Source organism: Oleiphilus sp. HI0125, from assembly GCF_001635355.1.
This window is the reverse complement of the sequence record NZ_LWGF01000757.1, coordinates 1-19399: the sequence shown is the minus strand read 5'-3', so window position 1 is coordinate 19399 and position 19399 is coordinate 1. Positions and strand designations below refer to the sequence as shown.

Sequence of the window (19399 nt, the reverse complement as noted above, 5' to 3'; positions counted from 1 at the left end):
CGCATTCACACAAACTTATGTATTTAGTGGTACCTTAGCGCACACACCCTGAAATGAGGCACAAAATTGGAGATACCTTTCGGCTCAAGCCCTGAACAAAATAAGGCAGCTTCAACCGAACAGCGAGCGCCTATTTCTTCTACATCGCAGATCATTCAAATAACGGGAGACACACCTCTTCAGTCCCTCCCTGTGATTAGAGACAATATTGTTGAAATTCAGAGCGTTGATGTAAAAAAAAACCAGACAGCCCTCATCCAAATAATAGGAAAAGTTAAGGGTGAAATACTAAGCACTGATCAAGCAATCACGATCGGCAGCAAAGGCAATCGTCCGACACCTCTTCCAACACAAGCAAGTGAACTAAGAGTACCGCATCTCATAACCAGTCCGGCTCAACCCATTTCAGAAAAAGAGCTTTCAACTTGGCTAATACAGATTAAAAATCAATTTATTCTCGCAAGTTCAAAGTTAGCGCTTAAGACAGGCATGGTACTAAATCTCACACTAACGGAGGCGGGCACTCCGGTCATCAAAAACCTACCCGCAGAGCAGATAGCTACCCTGCCGTTACAGACGAAAAATTCATCCCCTGAGGCACAACTCTCTCAGTTAAGATCTTCCTTAGCTCGCTTACTTCCACAGCAAGTCAGTCTTAATAGCGGTTTTAAAATCCTTCAACAAACACAAATTTCACCGGCAATGTCAGATAGATTAGAAGGAGCTCAACAAGCATCGTCTTTGATTCTAAACACACTCAAAGAGCAATTACCTAAGTCCGCCGATCTCACTGCAAAATCAGTAACGATCGCATCAACCAGCACTGAGCAAGTCTCATTCACGCCAATTGAGACCATCAAGTCATGGCTAAAACTTAGCGGAATAGAGCTTGAAGCAAAGCTCCTAAATCGAGATAGCAAGCAGTCAGTAGCCAGTCAGAACACACCCGATCAAGTCAAAACTCTTGATATCCAAGGTATATGGAAAACACTTACACTACTCGAAGGGCGTAGCAAGTCAGAACAAGATCTATGGCAACGAGCATCTCAGCGAGCCATCAACATTATTAACCTAAATGGTCCAATGCTCACGCCGCCGGAACCACTTCAAACGCGTGTTTCAGAATTTATTCAGCAACTACCAACACAGCTTAAATCTCATACAAGCATGAGCGCAACAGCACAAAAAATCACAGACTTCGACCAGCTATCCAACTCACTTTTCAATCAAACGAAACAACTATTTGACTTACTATCTAGCAATACAGCAAACACCCTCAATGCAAACAAAAATAATATAAAGTTAGTACTTACAAACTTAGAATCCATCGATAAAAAAGCACCTTCAATTATTTTGAACCTCGCAAACCATCAACATTCACCAGCATTCAAACTCTTAAGTAAACAAAACGAGCTATTTACTCAACAAATTCAAAACACCCTTAACTTACTGCCCAATATCAGCAAAACTCAATCAGATATCAAAGCATCCCTTCAAAGCCTAGCGTTCGGTATTAGCCAATCCTCAAACACACCTAAGCCAAGCACATCACAAACTGAGAACCTATCATCTGAGCCTCGTTTGTATGGACTATCTGAGAATCAACTATTTACCAAAGCTTTTGATTTTCCGAAACTGGATAATTCAACATTGAAAGCACAAGCGATATTAGCCGACCAAGAGCTCTCCACAGGACAACTATTGAGACTCCTTGCGGGTATGATTAATCGGATCCAGTTCAATCAAGTAAACAGTCTCTACCAAGCCCAAACATCTAACGAACCCGGCTTTATTCAAGCATGGAACATAGAGCTGCCTTACACGCACCAAAGCAACATCGAAACGCTTCAATTGCGTATCGAGCAGCACGAACAAAAACAAGAGCAGCACCAACATCCGCATAAAAACAAAGAGAAAGCGTGGATCATAAAACTGCAATTCAATCTGGAAGGCATAGGCCCACTTCACGTTCGAGCAACCCTAAACCCACCTCATGTAAAAACAGAGTTTTGGGCAAAGAATCAAAAATCTTTGCAACTGATCAAGTCCGAAGAAAACCTTTTTAAAGCGCAACTAAAAAAGGCTGATCTAAATATTGATAGCGCAAGTTATTATCTAGGGGCGCCTCCAAGCGACACACACACCGAAGTAAAGCAAGGCTTTGTGGATACTCGAGCATGAGCAAACTACCTGAAGCAGTCGCACTGCATTATGACCAAGAGAGCGCCCCTAAAGTTGTAGCAAGCGGCACCGGAGACATCGCGCAAGAAATCGTTGATATCGCAAATGCACATGGCATTCCTTTGTACGAGAATGCCGAACTAGTAAGAATGTTGGCACAACTTGAGTTGGGAGAAGAAATTCCGGATGTGTTGTACAGATTGATCGCAGAAATCATTGCATTTGCATTTTACCTACAAGGCAAAGCGCCCAAGGATTTTTCTTAATAGTCCGCAAGTTACCATGCAAACAGCCTATTTAAGGTTTATGATTAAGTAATAATCATAAGCTCGCACAGCGAATTCAAAAGTAGACAATGCAACAACCTGACAACTCCATTCTCACACATTCTCCAGCATACGCTGTAGCAACTGTATTAAGCGGCCTGAGCACTGTTATCGCGGTACTAGATAAGCAATTCTCGCTTGCCATATTTTTAGGCTCATTTACTGCGCTATTATTTTTGTCTCGATTAGGAAAAGTGCTCTCCCCTAGATTCACACAAAAGCTTAATCAATTTGGCACAACTTCTCCGACAGAAGAAAGCTTTGAATCAGGCACGCCTCGTCGTCTCTCGATTATTATCGCCGTCTTAACACTCGCTATTCTTTGGGTCGCTCCTGACCAAAGCGGTATATGGGTCTATTCCCTGCCTCTCATGCTTATGTTTTTCTTTGAGTTTAAAATTGCCTTACCGATCTTAGCGGTCACAAGTTTGTTATCCATAGGCTTGATCGCATGGCACGATTCACCATTTGTATCCTTGCAAGCCGTACCAAATTTCATTCTGTTTTTAGGTGCATCGTGTGCACTGGTTTATCTACGTGAACTGCGTCGTCGCCAACTTTTACCCTTACGAAGAACCGACAATTTAAGCCATGCAGCATCTCTCCAACACCTCAATGAAGATCTGCAAAAAGAGATTCAACGAAGTGAGCGTGAAGGAAGCGACCTTATTGTTGTATCACTAAAACTCGACCCCACAGCTACCGAAAAGCTCAACGACAAAGAACATGATTTTGTGCAAGTAGAAATAGGAAAATTGCTGCATAACAACCTGCGTATTTTTGACAGTTACTATCGTCTGGAACAACACAGTTTCTTGATTGTTTTACCGCACACTAGCTCAAAGCCAGCCATCAAGATCGCAGATTCTCTGCGCTTGAAAATCAAACAACAAATCCAATTAAACAAAGTAAATATGACAAGCAGCATGGGTGTGAGCCATCTCAATGTCGGTGACGATTGCCACTCGATGGTTCAGCACGCACACATTGCACAAGATAAAGCTCTTCAGCGCGGTGGTGATCAGTCTTATCTTTTTAGCGACAAAGATCTAAACAATAGCGAGCAAAACAATGAGAACTGAAGTACAACTGCAAGGCCAAGTGATAGGCAGCCTCTATCTACTTGCAGGAATCATTATGGTCGTGCTCGGCGTGCAAAACTTTCGATACGGCATGTACCCTTTAGTCTACACCGCAAGTTTACTGAGTCTGACATTTTTTGGCTTAGCGACCTACGCACGCTTTACCTATCAACTTAGCAATCTTCAGCGCGCCAATCTTGCAGCACTATGTTTTGTTTTTCTGGTCCTTCTCTGGGACGCGCAAACGCATGCACAACAATTGATGTACTGGCTCATCCCTCTGGGCTTGTTTGCCTACATCGCCTTACCACTGAAACAAGCCAAAATCCTTAGTATCGTTGCAGGATTATGCTTCACTGCAGTGTTATTCCACCATGCAGATCTACTCACTGTTTCTTTGTTCGCCACGAGCTATGTACTGATGATTGCATTTGCAGGAACATTTGCAATGCTGCACCAGAGTCGCAGTCGTACTCTCGTTGAGTTAGCCATTCATGAGCCGGTGACTAGTGCTTACAACATCAGACACTTAGAAGACACACTGAATAAAGAAGTCTCACGATCTAAAGAAACAGAGCGCCCTGTTTCCATATTGTCTCTTGAAGTCGATTACTTTGAACAAATAGAAGAAATGCATGGTATTGGCATTCAGCAAGATTTATTGAAACAATTATCTGAAACGCTGAATGGAATGATTCGAGCAGGAGACAGCCAATACTTCGATGCCCAGCAGCGTTTTTACTTGCTACTACCCTGCACACCAGAAGAGGGCGTACTTGTCATTGCAGAACGAATCAGAAGAACGCTTGAAGAAAGCACGTGGCCCGAAGTGGACAGCATTACAGTCAGCATCGGCGCCAATACATTCACACCTGTTAAAAACTCAAAAAGCGCTCAAGAGTTGCTTCAAGGCGCGCATGCAGCGCTGGCTGAAGCACACAGCAAAGGTAATAATCGCGTTATATTGAACGACTAACCACCTAAGATGCCAAGTTTAATAGAGTTAAGTCACTGGCTCACCGCAAACGCGAGCTTAATATTACCTGCAATTGCAATCATCGCGTTTGTCGAATCATTTGCCATCGCAGGCATTGTTGTCCCAGGCGTTGCATTGCTATTTTCAGCTGCTGCCGTTGCAGGACTCGCAGGCATCCCGCTCATAGAGGTATTAGCTGCCGCATTTATCGGCGCTGTGCTTGGTGACGTTATTAGCTTTTATATTGGCCGTGCCTTCCACGACCGATTACCCCTCACATGGCCTTTTTCAAAGTATCCAAACGCCTTACAAGAGGGTGAAAGATTTTTTGAGAAATATGGCACCTACAGCGTAGTCATTGGTCGGTTTGTCGGACCTCTGCGTCCAGTACTCCCACTCACTGCGGGTGTACTCCAAATGTCACCCACCAAATTTATTCTTATCAATCTGCTTTCAGCTATCGCATGGGCTCCAGCCTATATATTACCCGGTTATTTGGGAGCAGAAATAACGCAACTCGCTACTCAAAATCGTGATATTACCTATGCCCTTGTGCTTGTTTTATGCCTAATAATTGCGATCAGCCTATTATGGTTATCACTGAGCAAACAGCGAGCAAAACCGTTCGTATACTTTGGCTCAATATTCACTTTAAGTGCCATAGCATTTTCAAGCATTGCTTACTTAAACATTAGCGGCATGCTAGATGGCTTTGATGTATGGGTTCTCGCCAAGGCATTAACTGTCAGGGATACCTTGTTTTACAGCTTCTTTGTTTTCATCACGCTGCTCGGCGATCAAGCTCTGCTTATCTTGTTATTCCTGATATGCGTTGCATCTCTCGCGACCCATAAACAATACAAGCATGCTATCTACTTCGCTCTGACGGGTATCACTGTCGCCGGATTCACCCATGGGTTTAAATACTTATTTAACACAATCCGCCCAGACCATTTGCTCGGTGCACTTTCAAGTGGTGCATTTCCGAGTGGGCATACCAGTGGAGCAGCTGTCTTCATCGGATGCTTAGTATTAACGGCAATACCTAGTCAGAAATCTAACGTATGGAAGGTCTGCGGACTAATCATCATCAGTCTCATTGCCTGTTCACGCATCATTCTTGGAGTTCACTGGGCGAGTGACGTGATCGCAGGGTTGCTGCTAGCTGGCATCATCTTATGCTTAAGTCACTTGGTACTGCCACGTGAAGACAAACACCTCGACCCGAAAATCAACAAGCAGTATTACGTAACGTTGCTCATTATTCCTGTCACCTACGTCGTTCTGTCGATGAGTAACGCACTCGTTTTTTATTCTCCGCGTTAAATCATCTCTAATACAGTTTGAGAGATAGATTCTAGGCGACTCACTAATTCAGGCTGCTCATAAAGACGTTGTTTCTCTTCTAGAGGCAATGGCAACAATTCAATCAATCGTAAACTTACCTGCTCTGCATCTTCATAATCGATCGTTAAATTTAGCTCTTCAATACTCGGATGTTTGACCAAAGCCTTTAAAATCTCGATCAGGTCATCATAGTTTTGAGGCAAATGCTGAGAACGCTCATCGCTATGGGTCGATGCAGATACAGGCTCACAATCGGCATACCAGAGTTTCTTATCAGTGCGATAAGTTTGCGTGAACAAAACACTTTCCACACCTTCTAAAACAACCGCTAAAACACCATCATCATCCAAGTCAAAATCAACAACTTTCGCCAAACAGCCTTGACGATAAAATGGTAGATCGACTCCTCCTTTTGCTTGAGGATTAATTGCCACTGAAACCAGAGGCAAATCGTTTTTCATACAATCTTTTATGGCATCAAGGTATTGGGCTTCAAACACGCGCACTGACACACGTCCTCTCGGACAAAGCATTGCTTCTAGCGGAAACACAACAACCTTCACTTTTTACTCCTAAATTCATCGAATATTTCTGAGCAGAATAGGTGATCTCCGCACAGATCTGCAAGCGAATAAGATCTTAGTCACTTTTATGCCTTTCTAAGTGTCTATCTACTGTGGACACTGCAGGTTTTCTGGTAAGCTTGCTCGAAATTTTTTTGTGTAGATACATTACTTAAAGACGAGAAATTAAACATGCCAACTTATCGTTCCAAGACTTCAACTCATGGTCGTAACATGGCAGGTGCACGTGCTTTATGGCGCGCAACTGGTATGACAACAGAAGACTTTGAAAAGCCAATTATCGCGATAGCAAACTCATTTACACAATTTGTCCCAGGACATGTTCATTTGAAAGACATGGGGCAACTCGTCGCACGCCAAATTGAAAAAGCGGGTGGCGTTGCAAAAGAATTCAATACCATCGCGGTCGATGATGGTATTGCTATGGGGCATGATGGCATGCTTTACAGCTTACCCTCACGTGAGATAATCGCCGACTCTGTCGAATACATGGCAAACGCGCACTGCGCAGACGCATTAGTGTGTATTTCAAACTGCGACAAAATCACACCCGGAATGCTCATGGCAGCCTTGCGCTTAAACATTCCTGTTGTATTTGTTTCAGGTGGCCCAATGGAAGCGGGTAAGACAAAATTGAGTGAACATAAACTCGATCTTGTCGACGCGATGGTTATCGCAGCGGATGATACAGCCGATGATGAAACAGTTGCCGAATATGAGCGCAGCGCATGCCCAACATGTGGTTCATGCTCTGGAATGTTTACCGCAAATTCAATGAACTGTTTAACTGAAGCGATTGGTCTTTCGCTTCCTGGTAACGGCACGACACTCGCGACGCATGCCGACCGTGAGAAATTGTTCTTAAAAGCAGCAGATTTGATCGTTGATATTACGCGCCGTTACTACGAACAAGACGACGAATCTGTCTTGCCTCGATCAATTGCCAACACTAAAGCGTTTGAAAACGCTGTAGCACTTGATGTTGCCATGGGCGGATCAACAAACACTATTCTTCACCTCCTCGCTGCGGCACAAGAAGCAGAGTTGGATTTCTCAATGAAGAACATCGACGAACTAAGTCGCAAGATTCCTCAGCTATGTAAAGTCGCACCAAACTCTCCAAAGTATCATATTGAAGATGTTCACCGCGCAGGCGGCATCATGGCTATCTTGGGCGAACTCGATCGTGCTGGCATTCTGCATACAGATACGCCAACCGTTCACTCAGCAACAATGAAAGAAGCGCTAGCCGAGTGGGACATCATGCAAAACAACTCACCTGAATTGGCAGAGTTCTTTAAAGCAGGTCCAGCGGGCATTCCAACACAGACCGCGTTTAGCCAAGCGACAAGATGGCCAAGCCTAGATGGTGACCGTAAAGATGGTTGTATTCGTTCTATCGAAAACGCGTTCTCGCTAGAGGGCGGCCTCGCTATTCTTTATGGCAATATCGCTCTTGATGGGTGTGTTGTGAAGACGGCAGGCGTTGATGAGTCAATCCACGTATTCACGGGTAAAGCAAAGATCTTCGAAAGCCAAGACTCAGCAGTAAAAGGTATTTTGAACGATGAAGTAAGTGAAGGCGACGTTGTCGTTATTCGCTACGAAGGTCCGAAAGGCGGCCCAGGGATGCAAGAAATGCTTTACCCAACAAGTTACCTTAAATCGAAAGGCCTTGGTAAAGCATGTGCGCTATTAACCGACGGTCGATTCTCAGGCGGCACCTCTGGCCTATCTATCGGTCACTGCTCACCAGAAGCTGCAGCAGGTGGTGCTATAGGCCTGATTAAAGAGGGCGACATCATTGAAATCAACATTCCTGAACGTAGCATCAACGTGAAACTTAGCGATGCTGAGTTACAAGCTCGCCGCGATGCAATGGACGCAAAAGGAAAAGATGCGTGGAAGCCATTAGAAGATCGTCCACGTAAAGTGACACCAGCACTTAAAGCATATGCTTTACTAGCCACTAGTGCGGACAAAGGCGGTGTACGTAACTTAGATATGCTCGACTAACAGCATAACAAAGAGCAAAAAGCCCGAGTATCTGAGAGATGCTCGGGCTTTTTATTGAAGCAAATATTAAGGCTTAAGCTGGCTTACGATCATACACAACAAAACTGTAGTCATAAGGATTAGGCTCTTCTGCTTTATAATCTTCCCGACCTAACTCCGACCATTGTGAGCGATCAAATTCAGGAAAATAGGCATCCCCTTCCACATGCCGATGTACTTCAGTCAAATACATCCTATCAACCAAATCTAAAGACGCTTTATAAATTTGGTCACCGCCAATAATCATAAGCTCATTCTGACCATCAATCTCTGCAATCGATTCAGCCAATTGAAAGGCTTCCTCTAAGGAATGCACGACCTTCACACCCTCAGCAGACCAATCTGTATTGCGTGTCACCACGATGTTGACTCTTCCGGGAAGCGGCTTTCCAATAGACTCGAAAGTCTTGCGTCCCATGACGATAGGCTTACCCATCGTCACTTCTTTGAAGTACTTTAGATCATTCGGCAAATACCAAGGCAGCTTATTATTTCTACCGATCACATGATTCTGAGACAACGCAACAATCAGCGATTTTTTCATAGTCATTACTCTATCTTCCGCCTAGATCAAATTGCGATCGGTGCGCGAATCAAACCATGAGGATCGTAACCTTCGATTTCGAAGTCCTCATACTCGTAGTCAAATATCGAAGCGGGCTTTCGCTTAATCTTCAATGTTGGCAGGGCGCGAGGCTCGCGCTTGAGTTGTTCGAACACAATCTCGTCCGTCAAATGATTACTATACAAATGGCAGTCGCCAAATGTATGAACAAAGTCACCAACCTCCAAGTCACATTGCTGCGCAATCATGTGAGTCAATATCGCGTAGCTGGCAATGTTAAATGGCACACCCAAAAATAGGTCAGCACTGCGTTGGTACAACTGACAAGACAACTTCCCGTTTTGAACATAAAACTGGAATAAACAATGACAAGGCGCCAACGCCATACGACCCTGCTCTACGTTTTCCTGCGGACTAATAGTCTCGTCCGGTAACTCAGTTGGGTTCCAGGCAGAGATAATCAAACGTCGCGAGTTAGGCTTAGTTTTGATTTGTTGAATAAGCTCTGCAACCTGATCAACAACTTCACCGCTTTGACCAGCCCAACTTCGCCATTGCTTGCCATAAATAGGACCGAGATCACCGTCTTGCGTTGCCCATTCATCCCAAATCGAAACACCACGTTCTTTCAGCCAATTGTTATCCGTACTTCCTTTCAGAAACCACAATAACTCATAAATAATACTCTTGAGGTGCACTTTTTTTGTCGTGACCAACGGAAAGCCTTCACTCAAGTCGAATCGCATTTGGCGACCAAACACGGAGCGAGTTCCAACACCCGTTCTATCTCCGCGATCAACACCGTTATCAACAACATCTTGCATTAAATCTAAATATGCTTGCATAACTAACCCTCTATGCCTCCTTCGCCATACCACGCTTGTTTGCGTAAACAACCATGCCAATCCCCAATGCAATCATTGGTAGCGACAATAGCTGACCCATTGTGAGCCAACCCCAGGCAATAAAACCAATATGCGCGTCTGGTTCGCGCACAAACTCAATAATAAATCTAAATAACCCATAGAAAACTAAGAACATGCCCGAAACCGCATACATTGGTCGCGGCTTCGATGAATACCACCAAAGAATTAAAAACAGAACTAAGCCTTCAAGGAAACTCTGGTACAGCTGCGAAGGATGACGTGCCAATTGGGTTGGATCAGTAGGAAACACCATCGCCCATGAAACGTCCGACGCACGGCCGTATAGCTCGGCACCAATAAAATTACCAATACGCCCTAAGCCTAAGCCAATGGGAACTAATGGCGCGACAAAATCTACTAGCTGCCATGGCTTGCAACCGACTTTTCGCGAGAATAAATATAGAGCTGTGATAACCCCTATCAATCCCCCGTGGAAAGACATTCCACCTTCCCAAACTCTAAACAACCAAATTGGGTCATCGAGAAATTTCGGAAAATTATAAAAGAACACATACCCTAGGCGACCACCAACAATAACACCTAGCGCAGCATAGTAAATCATATCCCCAACATCTTGCGGTTGAAGCGGAGCATCAGCTCTTTGCGCGCGTTTTTTACCTAACAAGTAAGCCGCCAAAAAGCCAAACAAGTACATCAAGCCATACCAATGCACTTCTAAAGGTCCAAGGCTGACCGCAACAGGATCAATTTGTGGATAGGCTATAGCCACCGACTACTCCTCACTTAAAAAAAGACAAACTTAATGCCAATCGCAAAAAGGCAAATAGAAAATAATTGTTTTAATCGTTCTGCATTCATTATCTGAGCGAATTGCGCCCCTTTTCTCGCAAACGCCACTGAGACTAAAGAGGTCATCACTACAGCAGGAAGATAAATATATCCCCAGCTATATTTTGGTGTGAGCGTGGAGTCTAGAGTAAACGTGATGTTAGCGATAGCCCCCGTGAGAGCAATTGGCAATCCACAAGCAGCAGCCGTGCCGACCACCCTCTTCATTGGCAAACCTAAACGATGAAAATACGGAACACTTAAAGTACCGCCGCCAATACCGAACAAAGCTGAAATACCACCGATACTTAAGCCTATCGGAAACATTGTTCGCGTCGACACCCCATCTGAAGCATTCTCGGGCTGCTGCCTGCGAAGCATTCGAACCGCGACTAGCATGACAAATATACCGAGTAAAATACGAAGATCTTGGCCATTGATTTGCAGTGCTAACAGTACGCCTAAAATGGCACCCAAAACGATACTCGGGGCGACTTTCGACAATACATGCCAATCAACACCGCCAAGTAAATGATGTTTACGCGTTGAACTGATAGAGGTAAAAACAATACACGCTAGTGAGGAAGCGATCGCCATATGCGTTAATACGGAAGCATCAAACCCTTGCGCTTCAAAACAAAACACAAATACGGGTACCATTATAATACCGCCACCCACACCGAATAATCCGGCTATAAATCCAGCCAAGGCGCCAGCGAGTAAATACGTTAGGATAACCATATCTGTTTAAATAGACGAAACGTGGGTAAGTAAGCACCATATCATAACAAGATTCAGGCAAGTGATACGTAATGTGTTTGATTATTTTTAAATGGCAACCAAAGAGTGAAACGCCACTCATATTGCTCGGTAATCGTGATGAGTTTTATCAGCGACCGACAGACCAAGCATTTAAATGGGATAACGACATTTGCGCTGGCAAAGATAAACTCGCAGGAGGAACTTGGCTGGGTATCACAGCAAATCAACGATTATGCACGGTTACTAACTTTCGAGAAGTTCCGAGTTCGAGCGGCGAAAAATCAAGGGGCTTAATCCCAAACGAGTTTTTGTTAAGCGAAGTCAGCGCTCAAGAATACGCTACGCACCTTGCACAAAGCTCTGAAGATTACACCGGATTCAATGCCCTGATCTTCGATGGTACTGAACTTGTATATACGAGTAATCGAGACACGCAAAACTTTCGCATACTTGATGCTGGTATCTATGGTCTGAGTAATCACCTACTCGACACACCTTGGCCAAAAGTAATCAAAGCCAAAGGCGAATTTAAAAAGTGCATCGACGATTCACCAGAGCCAAACACAGATCAAAAAAATGCCTTATTTGCGTTAATGCAGGATCAAACTCCAGCGCCTGAAAATGAACTTCCTAATACTGGAGTGGGGGTTCAAAGTGAGAAATTGCTTTCGAGTATTTTCATTCGGAGTAAAGAGTATGGCACGCGCACAAGCTCACTTGTGCGCATTCATCAAAACAAGATTTCGTTAATCGAACGCAGTTATGACACGACTTTCAACTCAGAGAACAGCCAAGACTTGCCCTATACCGAAGTGGAAATAAATCTTTAAGGCGTAGTAAAGAACACGAACCCGGATTAGACCAAGAGAGATCACTATGCATATGCTCATCGAACTCAAGCAAAAATACTTACTAGGCTTTCTCTTTATTTCTTCCGTTCTATGGATAAACCATTCTTCTGCAGAAGAACAAAGCGCCCTAATCTGTAAAGTAGATGGAAGTGATGACGCCTTTAAAATTTATACAAACCAACGTATCTATGAAAGCGAGCAGTTTGAGCATTACCAACTTATAGACGGTCTCACTGTGTTGGTCGTTAATAAAGACACGATGAAATTCAATCGACTTTCCAACTTAAATTTACTTGCGCATTCAACCATGGACCCAAGTATGCCTCCTGAACCACATCAGTTTTTTAGTGGCGAGTGCAGCAGAGCATAAGTTAACGACCACGAATCAATCCACATATAGTTCTGGCTGAGAGAGAAAAGCCTGTATGATTTTAGAATTATCTTCTTGAGCGAGTGTAATCGCTACGCGGGAAATCGACTGCTCCGTATAACTTGAAGATGGACTTGCATGGCATAAAAAGAACAACAAGGCCTCACTTAAATCAGAATATACATGCCAAGAGTTCATAACAATGGCCTCTTCGGCCGATCTTGCAACATCGCCAAGTAGCATATCTTCGATCAAATCATGGAAGCGTTCACTATCACTCCCCCAACACACAAAATAACATGCACCTTGCGCTAAGAGATCTGACGCTAAACGCGCCAATTTTCCATCCGAAATTGGACGAAAATCGCCACCAATAAAGCATATGAAATGTTGCGAACCAATGTCGAATGTTGGTATCGATTGATCAAAGGATGGGAGAGAGCAAGCATAGACCGCATCGTTGTGATAACGGCACAACAAATCTAGTGACATAGGAGAATTCAAACTAAAAGCGATTATGAGAAACCAAGTTAATCGTCATCTTGCATGGGAATGAGGTATAAACCTGATCTAAGACCCGCTAAACGTTCATCGATCTTAGCTTGCTCTTCGCCAGTTAAGGAAAGTGACACATCCTCTGGTACAAAAATATAATCATCTTTTTGAATGTCGAATCCGATTTTTCCGAGGATACGTCCGCTTGAACTAATGCAATCAAGCTGTTGTTGAATAGGCCAAAACAGGACCATGAAGGGAATTCTCTCAGTATTGCAAAAGCAAGGATGATAAGCCTTTAATTTGGCTAACTCAAAGCCACAATTTAACAAACTATTCTTCTTTTAACTTCACACGGGTCGACAACTTGCTGGCCTGCTTTTGAATTACATGTTGCGCAAGCAGCTCTTGCTCAACCTCCGAAATCTCTTCAAAATTTACACGCACCCAATATGGTCGATCCTTGAGTTGCTGCTTTTCATAGTCCGACAATTCCGCGGAAAACGCATCGCGACGTTCACAACCAACCACCATCGCCAAGGCTTCTACAACTTCTTCAGAAGGAAAGAGTTTGATATGCAAACTCAACATTTGCGCTTTGCTGAAATCAGTATGATATGGAAATGCCAAACCACAAGCACTGACATTCGCCTCACACATCATATAAGTGTGTGCATGCTTATCATCAACCTTAGGTTTGCCTGTATCAACGTCGGCCGCAATCAAATCTATCTTATGATTTAACAAGCCAAGCAAAGTAGCGAGCGATTCATCTTTGCGCTTAAGTCTAGCAAGATGACGGTTAATGGCACTATTGACCTTGATCAGCCTTTGTTCGGGCGTCTGAACCGACCCTGAGTCTAAATGCTCAACGTCAGTGTCGGTGACAAGCATCAAGCGTAAACCGATATGGTCATCAACCCGAAAATATCGACGACGCTCTGATGTTTTTTGAGACATAGCTACTCCGCAACTTAAGCTAGAAAATTTCCTCCGGCGACAAATCTAACATGTCTCGCAGCAAACTAGTATTCGCAGCATCAACCGCTTGTTCACTGGCTTGAATATCTTTGCGCATTGAGTCTGCGCTTTTCTCTTCAAGCACGATCTCTGCGCGTCGATTTTTAGCTCGATGTTCAGTAGAGTCGTTTGCGACTAAAGGACGGCTATCTGCAAAGCCCGAGACCGAAACACGTCTTGGGTCTAAATCACCCGATTCCATGAGTCCGTGGGCAACCACTAAAGCGCGTTTTGCTGACAAATCCCAGTTTGATGGAAATTCTTTTGTTTTTATCGGCACATCATCCGTGTGCCCTTCTATTGAAATTCTACCCTGAACAGAGCCTAGTACGTCAACGAGCTTATCCAAAATAGGTAAAAAATCATCTTCCAGATGCGCTGAACCTGAAGAAAACGACCCTTTCTCTTCAACTCGTATAATAATTTTGCGCCCTTGAGTTTCTAATTCGATTAATTCTTCTGAAATTTCTTTCTCTAGAAAAGACGCAATTTCGAGAGCCTGATCTTCTGCTTCCTCAGCAGCCTTAGTGACAGTAGAAACCAACAATTGTTGCAGCTCTAGCATTTCCCTATCATTTTCACCCAATGCATCGATACATTCATGTGCAGCCTCACGCGGTGTTGATTGATCGCACATCAACTCTAAACTTTGCTCGTTGGGATTAGTCGTTTGTTGCATGACTGTCCGAATGGGCGTTGGCTCTGGTTTTCCCGGCGCGAACTCTAGTGCTACCACACTGGTGCCAGTAGGGACTTGATTCACTTCGACTTGTTTCTGAACACCAAATGCTTCACGCATGGAGCCAGCAAGACGCTTAAACTTCAACACATCCATTTCAGCAAACGATAGAAGCAATACAAAGAAACACATGAGCAGAGACATTAAGTCTGCAAAGGTTCCCATCCAAGCAGGAAGCCCCGGTGTGCATTCTTCGCACTCATGTTCTTGATCAGACATGTAGCGCGTTAACCTGTTTCTGCTTCAGTTTCACGCGCACCTTCGGGAAGGTAATTACGCAACATCATTTCTATTACTCGAGGATTTTGGCCAGCCTGAATCGCCATCACCGCATCAATTGACATGCTCTTGATAAGATTCTCTTCTGTCATCCTAAGTTTTAGCTTGTCAGCGAAAGGTATGGCTACCATGTTAGCAAGCATTGCGCCGTAAAGTGTGGTTAACAAGGCAACAGCCATTGCTGGACCGATAGATTTAGGGTCATCCATGTTCGATAGCATTGCGACAAGACCTATTAAAGTACCGATCATGCCCATCGCCGGCGCTACATCTCCTAAAGCTTCCCAAACTCGGGCGCCGGTTTTGTGGCGCTCTAAGGTCTGCGCTTTATCTTTACTCAATAACGAACGCACAACATCTGCATCATGCCCGTCTATCAATAAGCCAACCCCTCTTTTCAAGAAGTTGTTGCCCATCTCTTTGCCTTCCAAAGCGAGCAAACCACCTTTACGGGCTTCTTCAGCCAACTCTTTGATCACACCGATTAACTCTTCCGGTGAATCAAGCTTAAACATAAAGGCCTTTGCCACGGTTTTCACTGCACCTAAAAATTGTGCAAGAGAAAATTTCATTAAGCACACGAGTAGTGAGCCAACTAACACAATTAGTACAGAAGGAATATCGAAAAACATCCCTACAGAGCCACCCAACACCATTGCAAAAGCAATAATGGCGAATCCTCCGATTAATCCTATTAGGGTTGCGAGATCCAAATGAGGAACCCTCTTCTCTCATATATGGTTGATATTTCAGTTATTGCAGGGCGAAATTAGGTTCAACGAGGAACAATGAATCGTTATACTTAAACCCAGCTTTAAAGTTGTGAATACACGCCAGCTTGCATACTTGTTGTTTATGAATTTGAGCACTTAAAAAGTGTAGTCACTAAACTTTTTTTTCACGTTGGAATATGTGATTTTCCACAAACTTGGATCGGACGGAGATATACGCCAGCATGTCGATAAACGAGGACAACGCACTCAATGATTTCGAACAATCTCTTGCACAGCTAGAAGCTATTGTCGATAAAATGGAGAAGGGCGAACTATCTCTCGAGCAATCGTTAGAAGCGTTTGAAGAAGGCGTTAAATTAACGCGAAACTGCCAACAAACTTTGCGAAAAGCAGAACAACGAGTACATGAGCTACTTGACGATAATGGCGAATTAAGCACTAAACCATTTACCTCTGATCATGACGGCGACTCTGCCTAATAAGCTTCTCTATGGAACAGCCTATCTTTTTTAGTCACTATCGTGATCTGATTGACCGTGCGCTCTCGCAATTCATTGAAGACCTAAGTGGCAAAGACACTGAATTGCATAAAGCCATGCATTATAGCGTTGTACTAGGCGGTAAGCGCGTTCGCCCACTACTGACGATCACTACTGCAAAGGCCCTCAATTGCTCTGAAGAAAGTGCATTGCATGCCGCATGTGCGATTGAATTGATCCATGCGTACTCATTAATTCACGACGACCTACCTGCCATGGACGATGATGCATTACGTAGGGGACAGCCGACTTGCCATATCGCATTTAACGAGGCTACAGCCATTCTTGCCGGCGATGCTCTCCAGGCGCTGGCGTTTGAATTAGTTTCATCAAACGCCAGCCCTCAAGATAACGCAACAAAACTTAAGCTGATTCAAACACTCGCAAAAGCAAGCGGGGCTGAAGGAATGGTACTTGGTCAAGCAATTGACCTAGACTCGGTAGGCAAAGCACTGTCATTAAAACAGCTTGAAGTCATGCATCATCACAAAACTGGCAAGCTGATTAGCGCTGCAGTGGAACTGGGCGCACTGTGTGCTGAGGCATCTGAAAAAGAATTGGCCGCCTTGGCAGATTTCTCTCGAGCGCTAGGACTGGCATTTCAAGTTCAAGATGACATCTTGGATGTGACGGGCAATACCGAAACAATTGGTAAAACGTCTGGTGCAGACGAGGCACTAAACAAACCTACTTACGTTTCCCTGCTAGGTCTTGAAGGCGCTAGAGAGAAGCTAGAAGGTCTGCACAAAGATTGCCTATCTAGCCTCAATCGCTTAAACGACCGTGATATTGACGAACTGAGAGAAATTGCAGATTACGTCATTAGACGCATTCATTAAGCGAAGAAGAAAAAGCCTTGAAAAATAGACTTTCTGATATACTCGACCCCCAAGCGAAACCATAACAGCGAACCAGATGTACGATCTTCATACTTTTAACGACATCCCAACAGAGCGACCGTCTACACCCTTGCTCGATAAGATCGAATCTCCGCACCAGTTGCGACTGCTATCTGCAGAGCAGATGGAAAAGTTATGCTACGAATTGCGGCACTTCTTACTTTATAGCGTAGGACAATCAGGCGGGCATTTTGGGGCAGGATTAGGAGTCGTTGAACTGACAGCTGCCTTGCACTATGTGTTCAACACGCCGGAAGATCGCATAGTATGGGACGTGGGTCACCAAGCTTATCCTCACAAAATTCTGACAGGCCGCCGAGACGCTATGCCTCGCATTCGTCAGCAGGATGGTCCAGCTGCTTTTCCAACGCGATCGGAAAGTGAGTACGACACATTTGGAGTTGGCCACTCGAGCACTTCCATCAGTGCCGCACTTGGCATGGCTTTAGCAGCAAAACACAAAGGTAAGAATCGTAGAGCAATTGCAGTCATCGGAGACGGCGCATTAACCGCTGGCATGGCGTTTGAAGCACTTGCCCACGCAGGCGACATTTATCCTAACCTGCTCGTCATTCTTAACGACAATGACATGTCGATCTCCAACAATGTTGGCGGCTTAAAAAATCACTTAGCACAAATCCTTTCAAGCAAGGCATACAATCAAGTACGTGACGGTAGTAAGCGTGTATTGAGCGGCACACCGAGCCTTCGTGAATTTGCTCGTAAAACCGAGGAGCATGTCAAAGGTCTAATGGCCCCAAGCACCTTGTTTGAAGAACTAGGCTTCAACTATATTGGCCCAATTGATGGCCATGACCTGCCACTACTAATTCAAACACTTGATAACATGAACCACATGAGCGGCCCTCAGTTCCTGCATGTTGTCACGAAAAAAGGTCGTGGATTCGCTCCTGCCGAATCCGATCCTATTGGCTACCATGCAATCAACAAAATCGAAGCCAAGCAAGCCAACCAAAACATCGCAACTGCCAAGAAAAAGCCTAGCTACTCAAATATCTTTGGTCAATGGATTTGTGATGCAGCAAAAGCTGATCAACGCATCATTGGGATCACACCAGCAATGAAAGAGGGATCAGACCTTGTATCTTTTGCCGAACAATTTCCCGAACGCTATTACGATGTCGCTATTGCTGAACAGCATGCGGTTACACTAGCTGCTGGCATGGCATGTGAAGGGCTGAAGCCCGTTGTTGCGATTTACTCTACATTCTTACAACGTGCTTATGACCAACTTGTCCATGATGTTGCTGTACAGAACCTAGACGTTACCTTTGCAGTTGATCGTGCAGGATTAGTTGGTGCTGATGGCGCAACTCATGCAGGCGCGTTTGATCTGTCTTTCATGCGCTGTATACCAAACATGCTCATTATGGCGCCATCAAATGAGCAAGAGTGTCGACTCATGCTACAAACCGGACTCGAATTTGAAGGCCCGGCAGCGATTCGCTACCCACGCGGCACAGGGCCGGGCATCGAAATAATTAAAGCGCTGGAATCACTCGAAATTGGTAAAGCTCGCCAAGTTAAGACTGGCCATCGAGTCGCTATTTTATCTTTTGGCGCCTTGCTTGAACGAGCTAGAGAAGTAGGCGATAAGCTGAATGCCAGCGTCATCGATATGCGTTTTGTGAAACCATTAGATGAAGATATGATTTTATCCCTATGCAAGGATCATGAATTACTTGTGACGTTGGAAGAAAATGTGATCGCAGGTGGTGCCGGCGCTGGCGTCTCAGAGTTTCTATCGAGAAACGGAATCAACACCCAAACATTACACTTGGGCTTGCCTGACGAGTTTGTAGATCATGGTAAGCCGGAAGACTTACTCGCACAATGCGGATTGGATGCCAAAGGCATAG

General features: G+C 44.5%; 21 protein-coding genes. 11 read left to right on the top strand and 10 right to left on the bottom strand.

What is annotated here, in order from left to right:
* Window positions 1-66: 66 nt before the first annotated feature.
* From A3762_RS11475 to A3762_RS11455, 5 genes are all read left to right on the top strand, one after another.
* A complete protein-coding gene (locus A3762_RS11475; protein ID WP_068755617.1) occupies window positions 67-2181 on the top strand; it encodes a flagellar hook-length control protein FliK in 2115 nt (704 codons plus the stop codon).
* On the top strand, window positions 2178-2447 hold the full coding sequence (locus A3762_RS11470; RefSeq protein ID WP_068755613.1) for an EscU/YscU/HrcU family type III secretion system export apparatus switch protein: 270 nt from the start codon (window positions 2178-2180) through the stop codon (window positions 2445-2447). Before A3762_RS11475 ends, A3762_RS11470 begins: the two co-directional genes overlap by 4 nt.
* Before the next feature lie 89 nt (window positions 2448-2536).
* A complete protein-coding gene (locus tag A3762_RS11465) occupies window positions 2537-3589 on the top strand; it encodes a diguanylate cyclase domain-containing protein (protein ID WP_068755611.1) in 1053 nt (350 codons plus the stop codon).
* Window positions 3579-4565, top strand: coding sequence for a GGDEF domain-containing protein (locus tag A3762_RS11460; RefSeq protein ID WP_068755609.1), 987 nt, complete (start codon window positions 3579-3581; stop codon window positions 4563-4565). The genes A3762_RS11465 and A3762_RS11460 overlap by 11 nt, the downstream gene beginning before the upstream one ends.
* Before the next feature lie 9 nt (window positions 4566-4574).
* Window positions 4575-5891 carry a bifunctional DedA family/phosphatase PAP2 family protein gene (locus A3762_RS11455; protein WP_068755607.1) on the top strand — a complete coding sequence of 439 codons (1317 nt, stop codon included), beginning with the start codon at window positions 4575-4577 and terminating at the stop codon, window positions 5889-5891.
* Here A3762_RS11455 and A3762_RS11450 read toward each other — a convergent pair.
* The gene (locus tag A3762_RS11450) at window positions 5888-6475 is read right to left on the bottom strand and encodes an LON peptidase substrate-binding domain-containing protein (protein WP_068755605.1); all 588 of its coding nucleotides are present in this window, start codon (window positions 6473-6475) and stop codon (window positions 5888-5890) included. The genes A3762_RS11455 and A3762_RS11450 overlap by 4 nt on opposite strands.
* Window positions 6476-6667: 192 nt before the next feature.
* Here A3762_RS11450 and ilvD point away from each other — a divergent pair, with 192 nt between their 5' ends.
* Entirely contained in the window at window positions 6668-8512 is a 1845-nt protein-coding gene (ilvD, locus tag A3762_RS11445) for a dihydroxy-acid dehydratase (RefSeq protein ID WP_068755603.1), read from the top strand.
* Window positions 8513-8585: 73 nt separating this feature from the next.
* Here the strand turns inward: ilvD and A3762_RS11440 are convergent, their stop codons facing one another.
* Genes A3762_RS11440 through A3762_RS11425 form a run of 4 tightly spaced genes read right to left on the bottom strand, consistent with a single transcriptional unit; the run spans window position 8586 to window position 11572 of the window.
* Window positions 8586-9095, bottom strand: a complete 510-nt coding sequence (locus tag A3762_RS11440) for a dihydrofolate reductase (RefSeq protein ID WP_068755648.1) — start codon at window positions 9093-9095, stop codon at window positions 8586-8588.
* A 26-nt stretch (window positions 9096-9121) separates the two neighbouring features.
* Complete coding sequence (locus A3762_RS11435; protein ID WP_068755601.1) at window positions 9122-9961, bottom strand: thymidylate synthase; 840 nt, start codon at window positions 9959-9961, stop codon at window positions 9122-9124.
* A gap of 10 nt (window positions 9962-9971) precedes the next feature.
* Window positions 9972-10766 (bottom strand): prolipoprotein diacylglyceryl transferase, encoded by a 795-nt coding sequence (lgt, locus tag A3762_RS11430; RefSeq protein ID WP_068755646.1) that lies wholly within the window; start codon window positions 10764-10766, stop codon window positions 9972-9974.
* Window positions 10767-10786: 20 nt separating this feature from the next.
* A complete protein-coding gene (locus tag A3762_RS11425; RefSeq protein WP_068755599.1) occupies window positions 10787-11572 on the bottom strand; it encodes a sulfite exporter TauE/SafE family protein in 786 nt (261 codons plus the stop codon).
* Between the two features lie 71 nt (window positions 11573-11643).
* On the opposite strand from A3762_RS11425, the gene A3762_RS11420 reads away from it, so the two are divergent.
* Both A3762_RS11420 and A3762_RS11415 read left to right on the top strand, forming a co-directional pair.
* Entirely contained in the window at window positions 11644-12423 is a 780-nt protein-coding gene (locus A3762_RS11420) for an NRDE family protein (protein ID WP_068755596.1), read from the top strand.
* A gap of 46 nt (window positions 12424-12469) precedes the next feature.
* Window positions 12470-12814, top strand: coding sequence for a hypothetical protein (locus A3762_RS11415; protein ID WP_068755595.1), 345 nt, complete (start codon window positions 12470-12472; stop codon window positions 12812-12814).
* A gap of 15 nt (window positions 12815-12829) precedes the next feature.
* Here A3762_RS11415 and A3762_RS11410 read toward each other — a convergent pair whose 3' ends face one another.
* From A3762_RS11410 to pomA, 5 genes are all read right to left on the bottom strand, one after another.
* On the bottom strand, window positions 12830-13306 hold the full coding sequence (locus A3762_RS11410; protein WP_068755594.1) for a hypothetical protein: 477 nt from the start codon (window positions 13304-13306) through the stop codon (window positions 12830-12832).
* A gap of 38 nt (window positions 13307-13344) precedes the next feature.
* Window positions 13345-13563 (bottom strand): hypothetical protein, encoded by a 219-nt coding sequence (locus tag A3762_RS11405; protein WP_068477397.1) that lies wholly within the window; start codon window positions 13561-13563, stop codon window positions 13345-13347.
* Between the two features lie 79 nt (window positions 13564-13642).
* Window positions 13643-14269, bottom strand: a complete 627-nt coding sequence (locus A3762_RS11400; RefSeq protein WP_068755589.1) for a hypothetical protein — start codon at window positions 14267-14269, stop codon at window positions 13643-13645.
* Between the two features lie 19 nt (window positions 14270-14288).
* Window positions 14289-15287, bottom strand: coding sequence for a flagellar motor protein MotB (locus tag A3762_RS11395; protein WP_068755587.1), 999 nt, complete (start codon window positions 15285-15287; stop codon window positions 14289-14291).
* A gap of 8 nt (window positions 15288-15295) precedes the next feature.
* Window positions 15296-16060 (bottom strand): flagellar motor protein PomA, encoded by a 765-nt coding sequence (gene pomA / locus A3762_RS11390; protein ID WP_068755584.1) that lies wholly within the window; start codon window positions 16058-16060, stop codon window positions 15296-15298.
* Window positions 16061-16302: 242 nt separating this feature from the next.
* Between pomA and A3762_RS11385 the strand changes: the two genes are divergently transcribed.
* The 3 genes from A3762_RS11385 to dxs all read left to right on the top strand — a co-directional run.
* On the top strand, window positions 16303-16560 hold the full coding sequence (locus A3762_RS11385) for an exodeoxyribonuclease VII small subunit (RefSeq protein ID WP_068477406.1): 258 nt from the start codon (window positions 16303-16305) through the stop codon (window positions 16558-16560).
* Window positions 16561-16571: 11 nt separating this feature from the next.
* Entirely contained in the window at window positions 16572-17459 is an 888-nt protein-coding gene (locus A3762_RS11380; protein ID WP_068755582.1) for a polyprenyl synthetase family protein, read from the top strand.
* 76 nt (window positions 17460-17535) lie between these two features.
* Window positions 17536-19399: 1-deoxy-D-xylulose-5-phosphate synthase (gene dxs / locus A3762_RS11375; protein ID WP_068755580.1), on the top strand; the 1864-nt coding region annotated here is incomplete at its 3' end.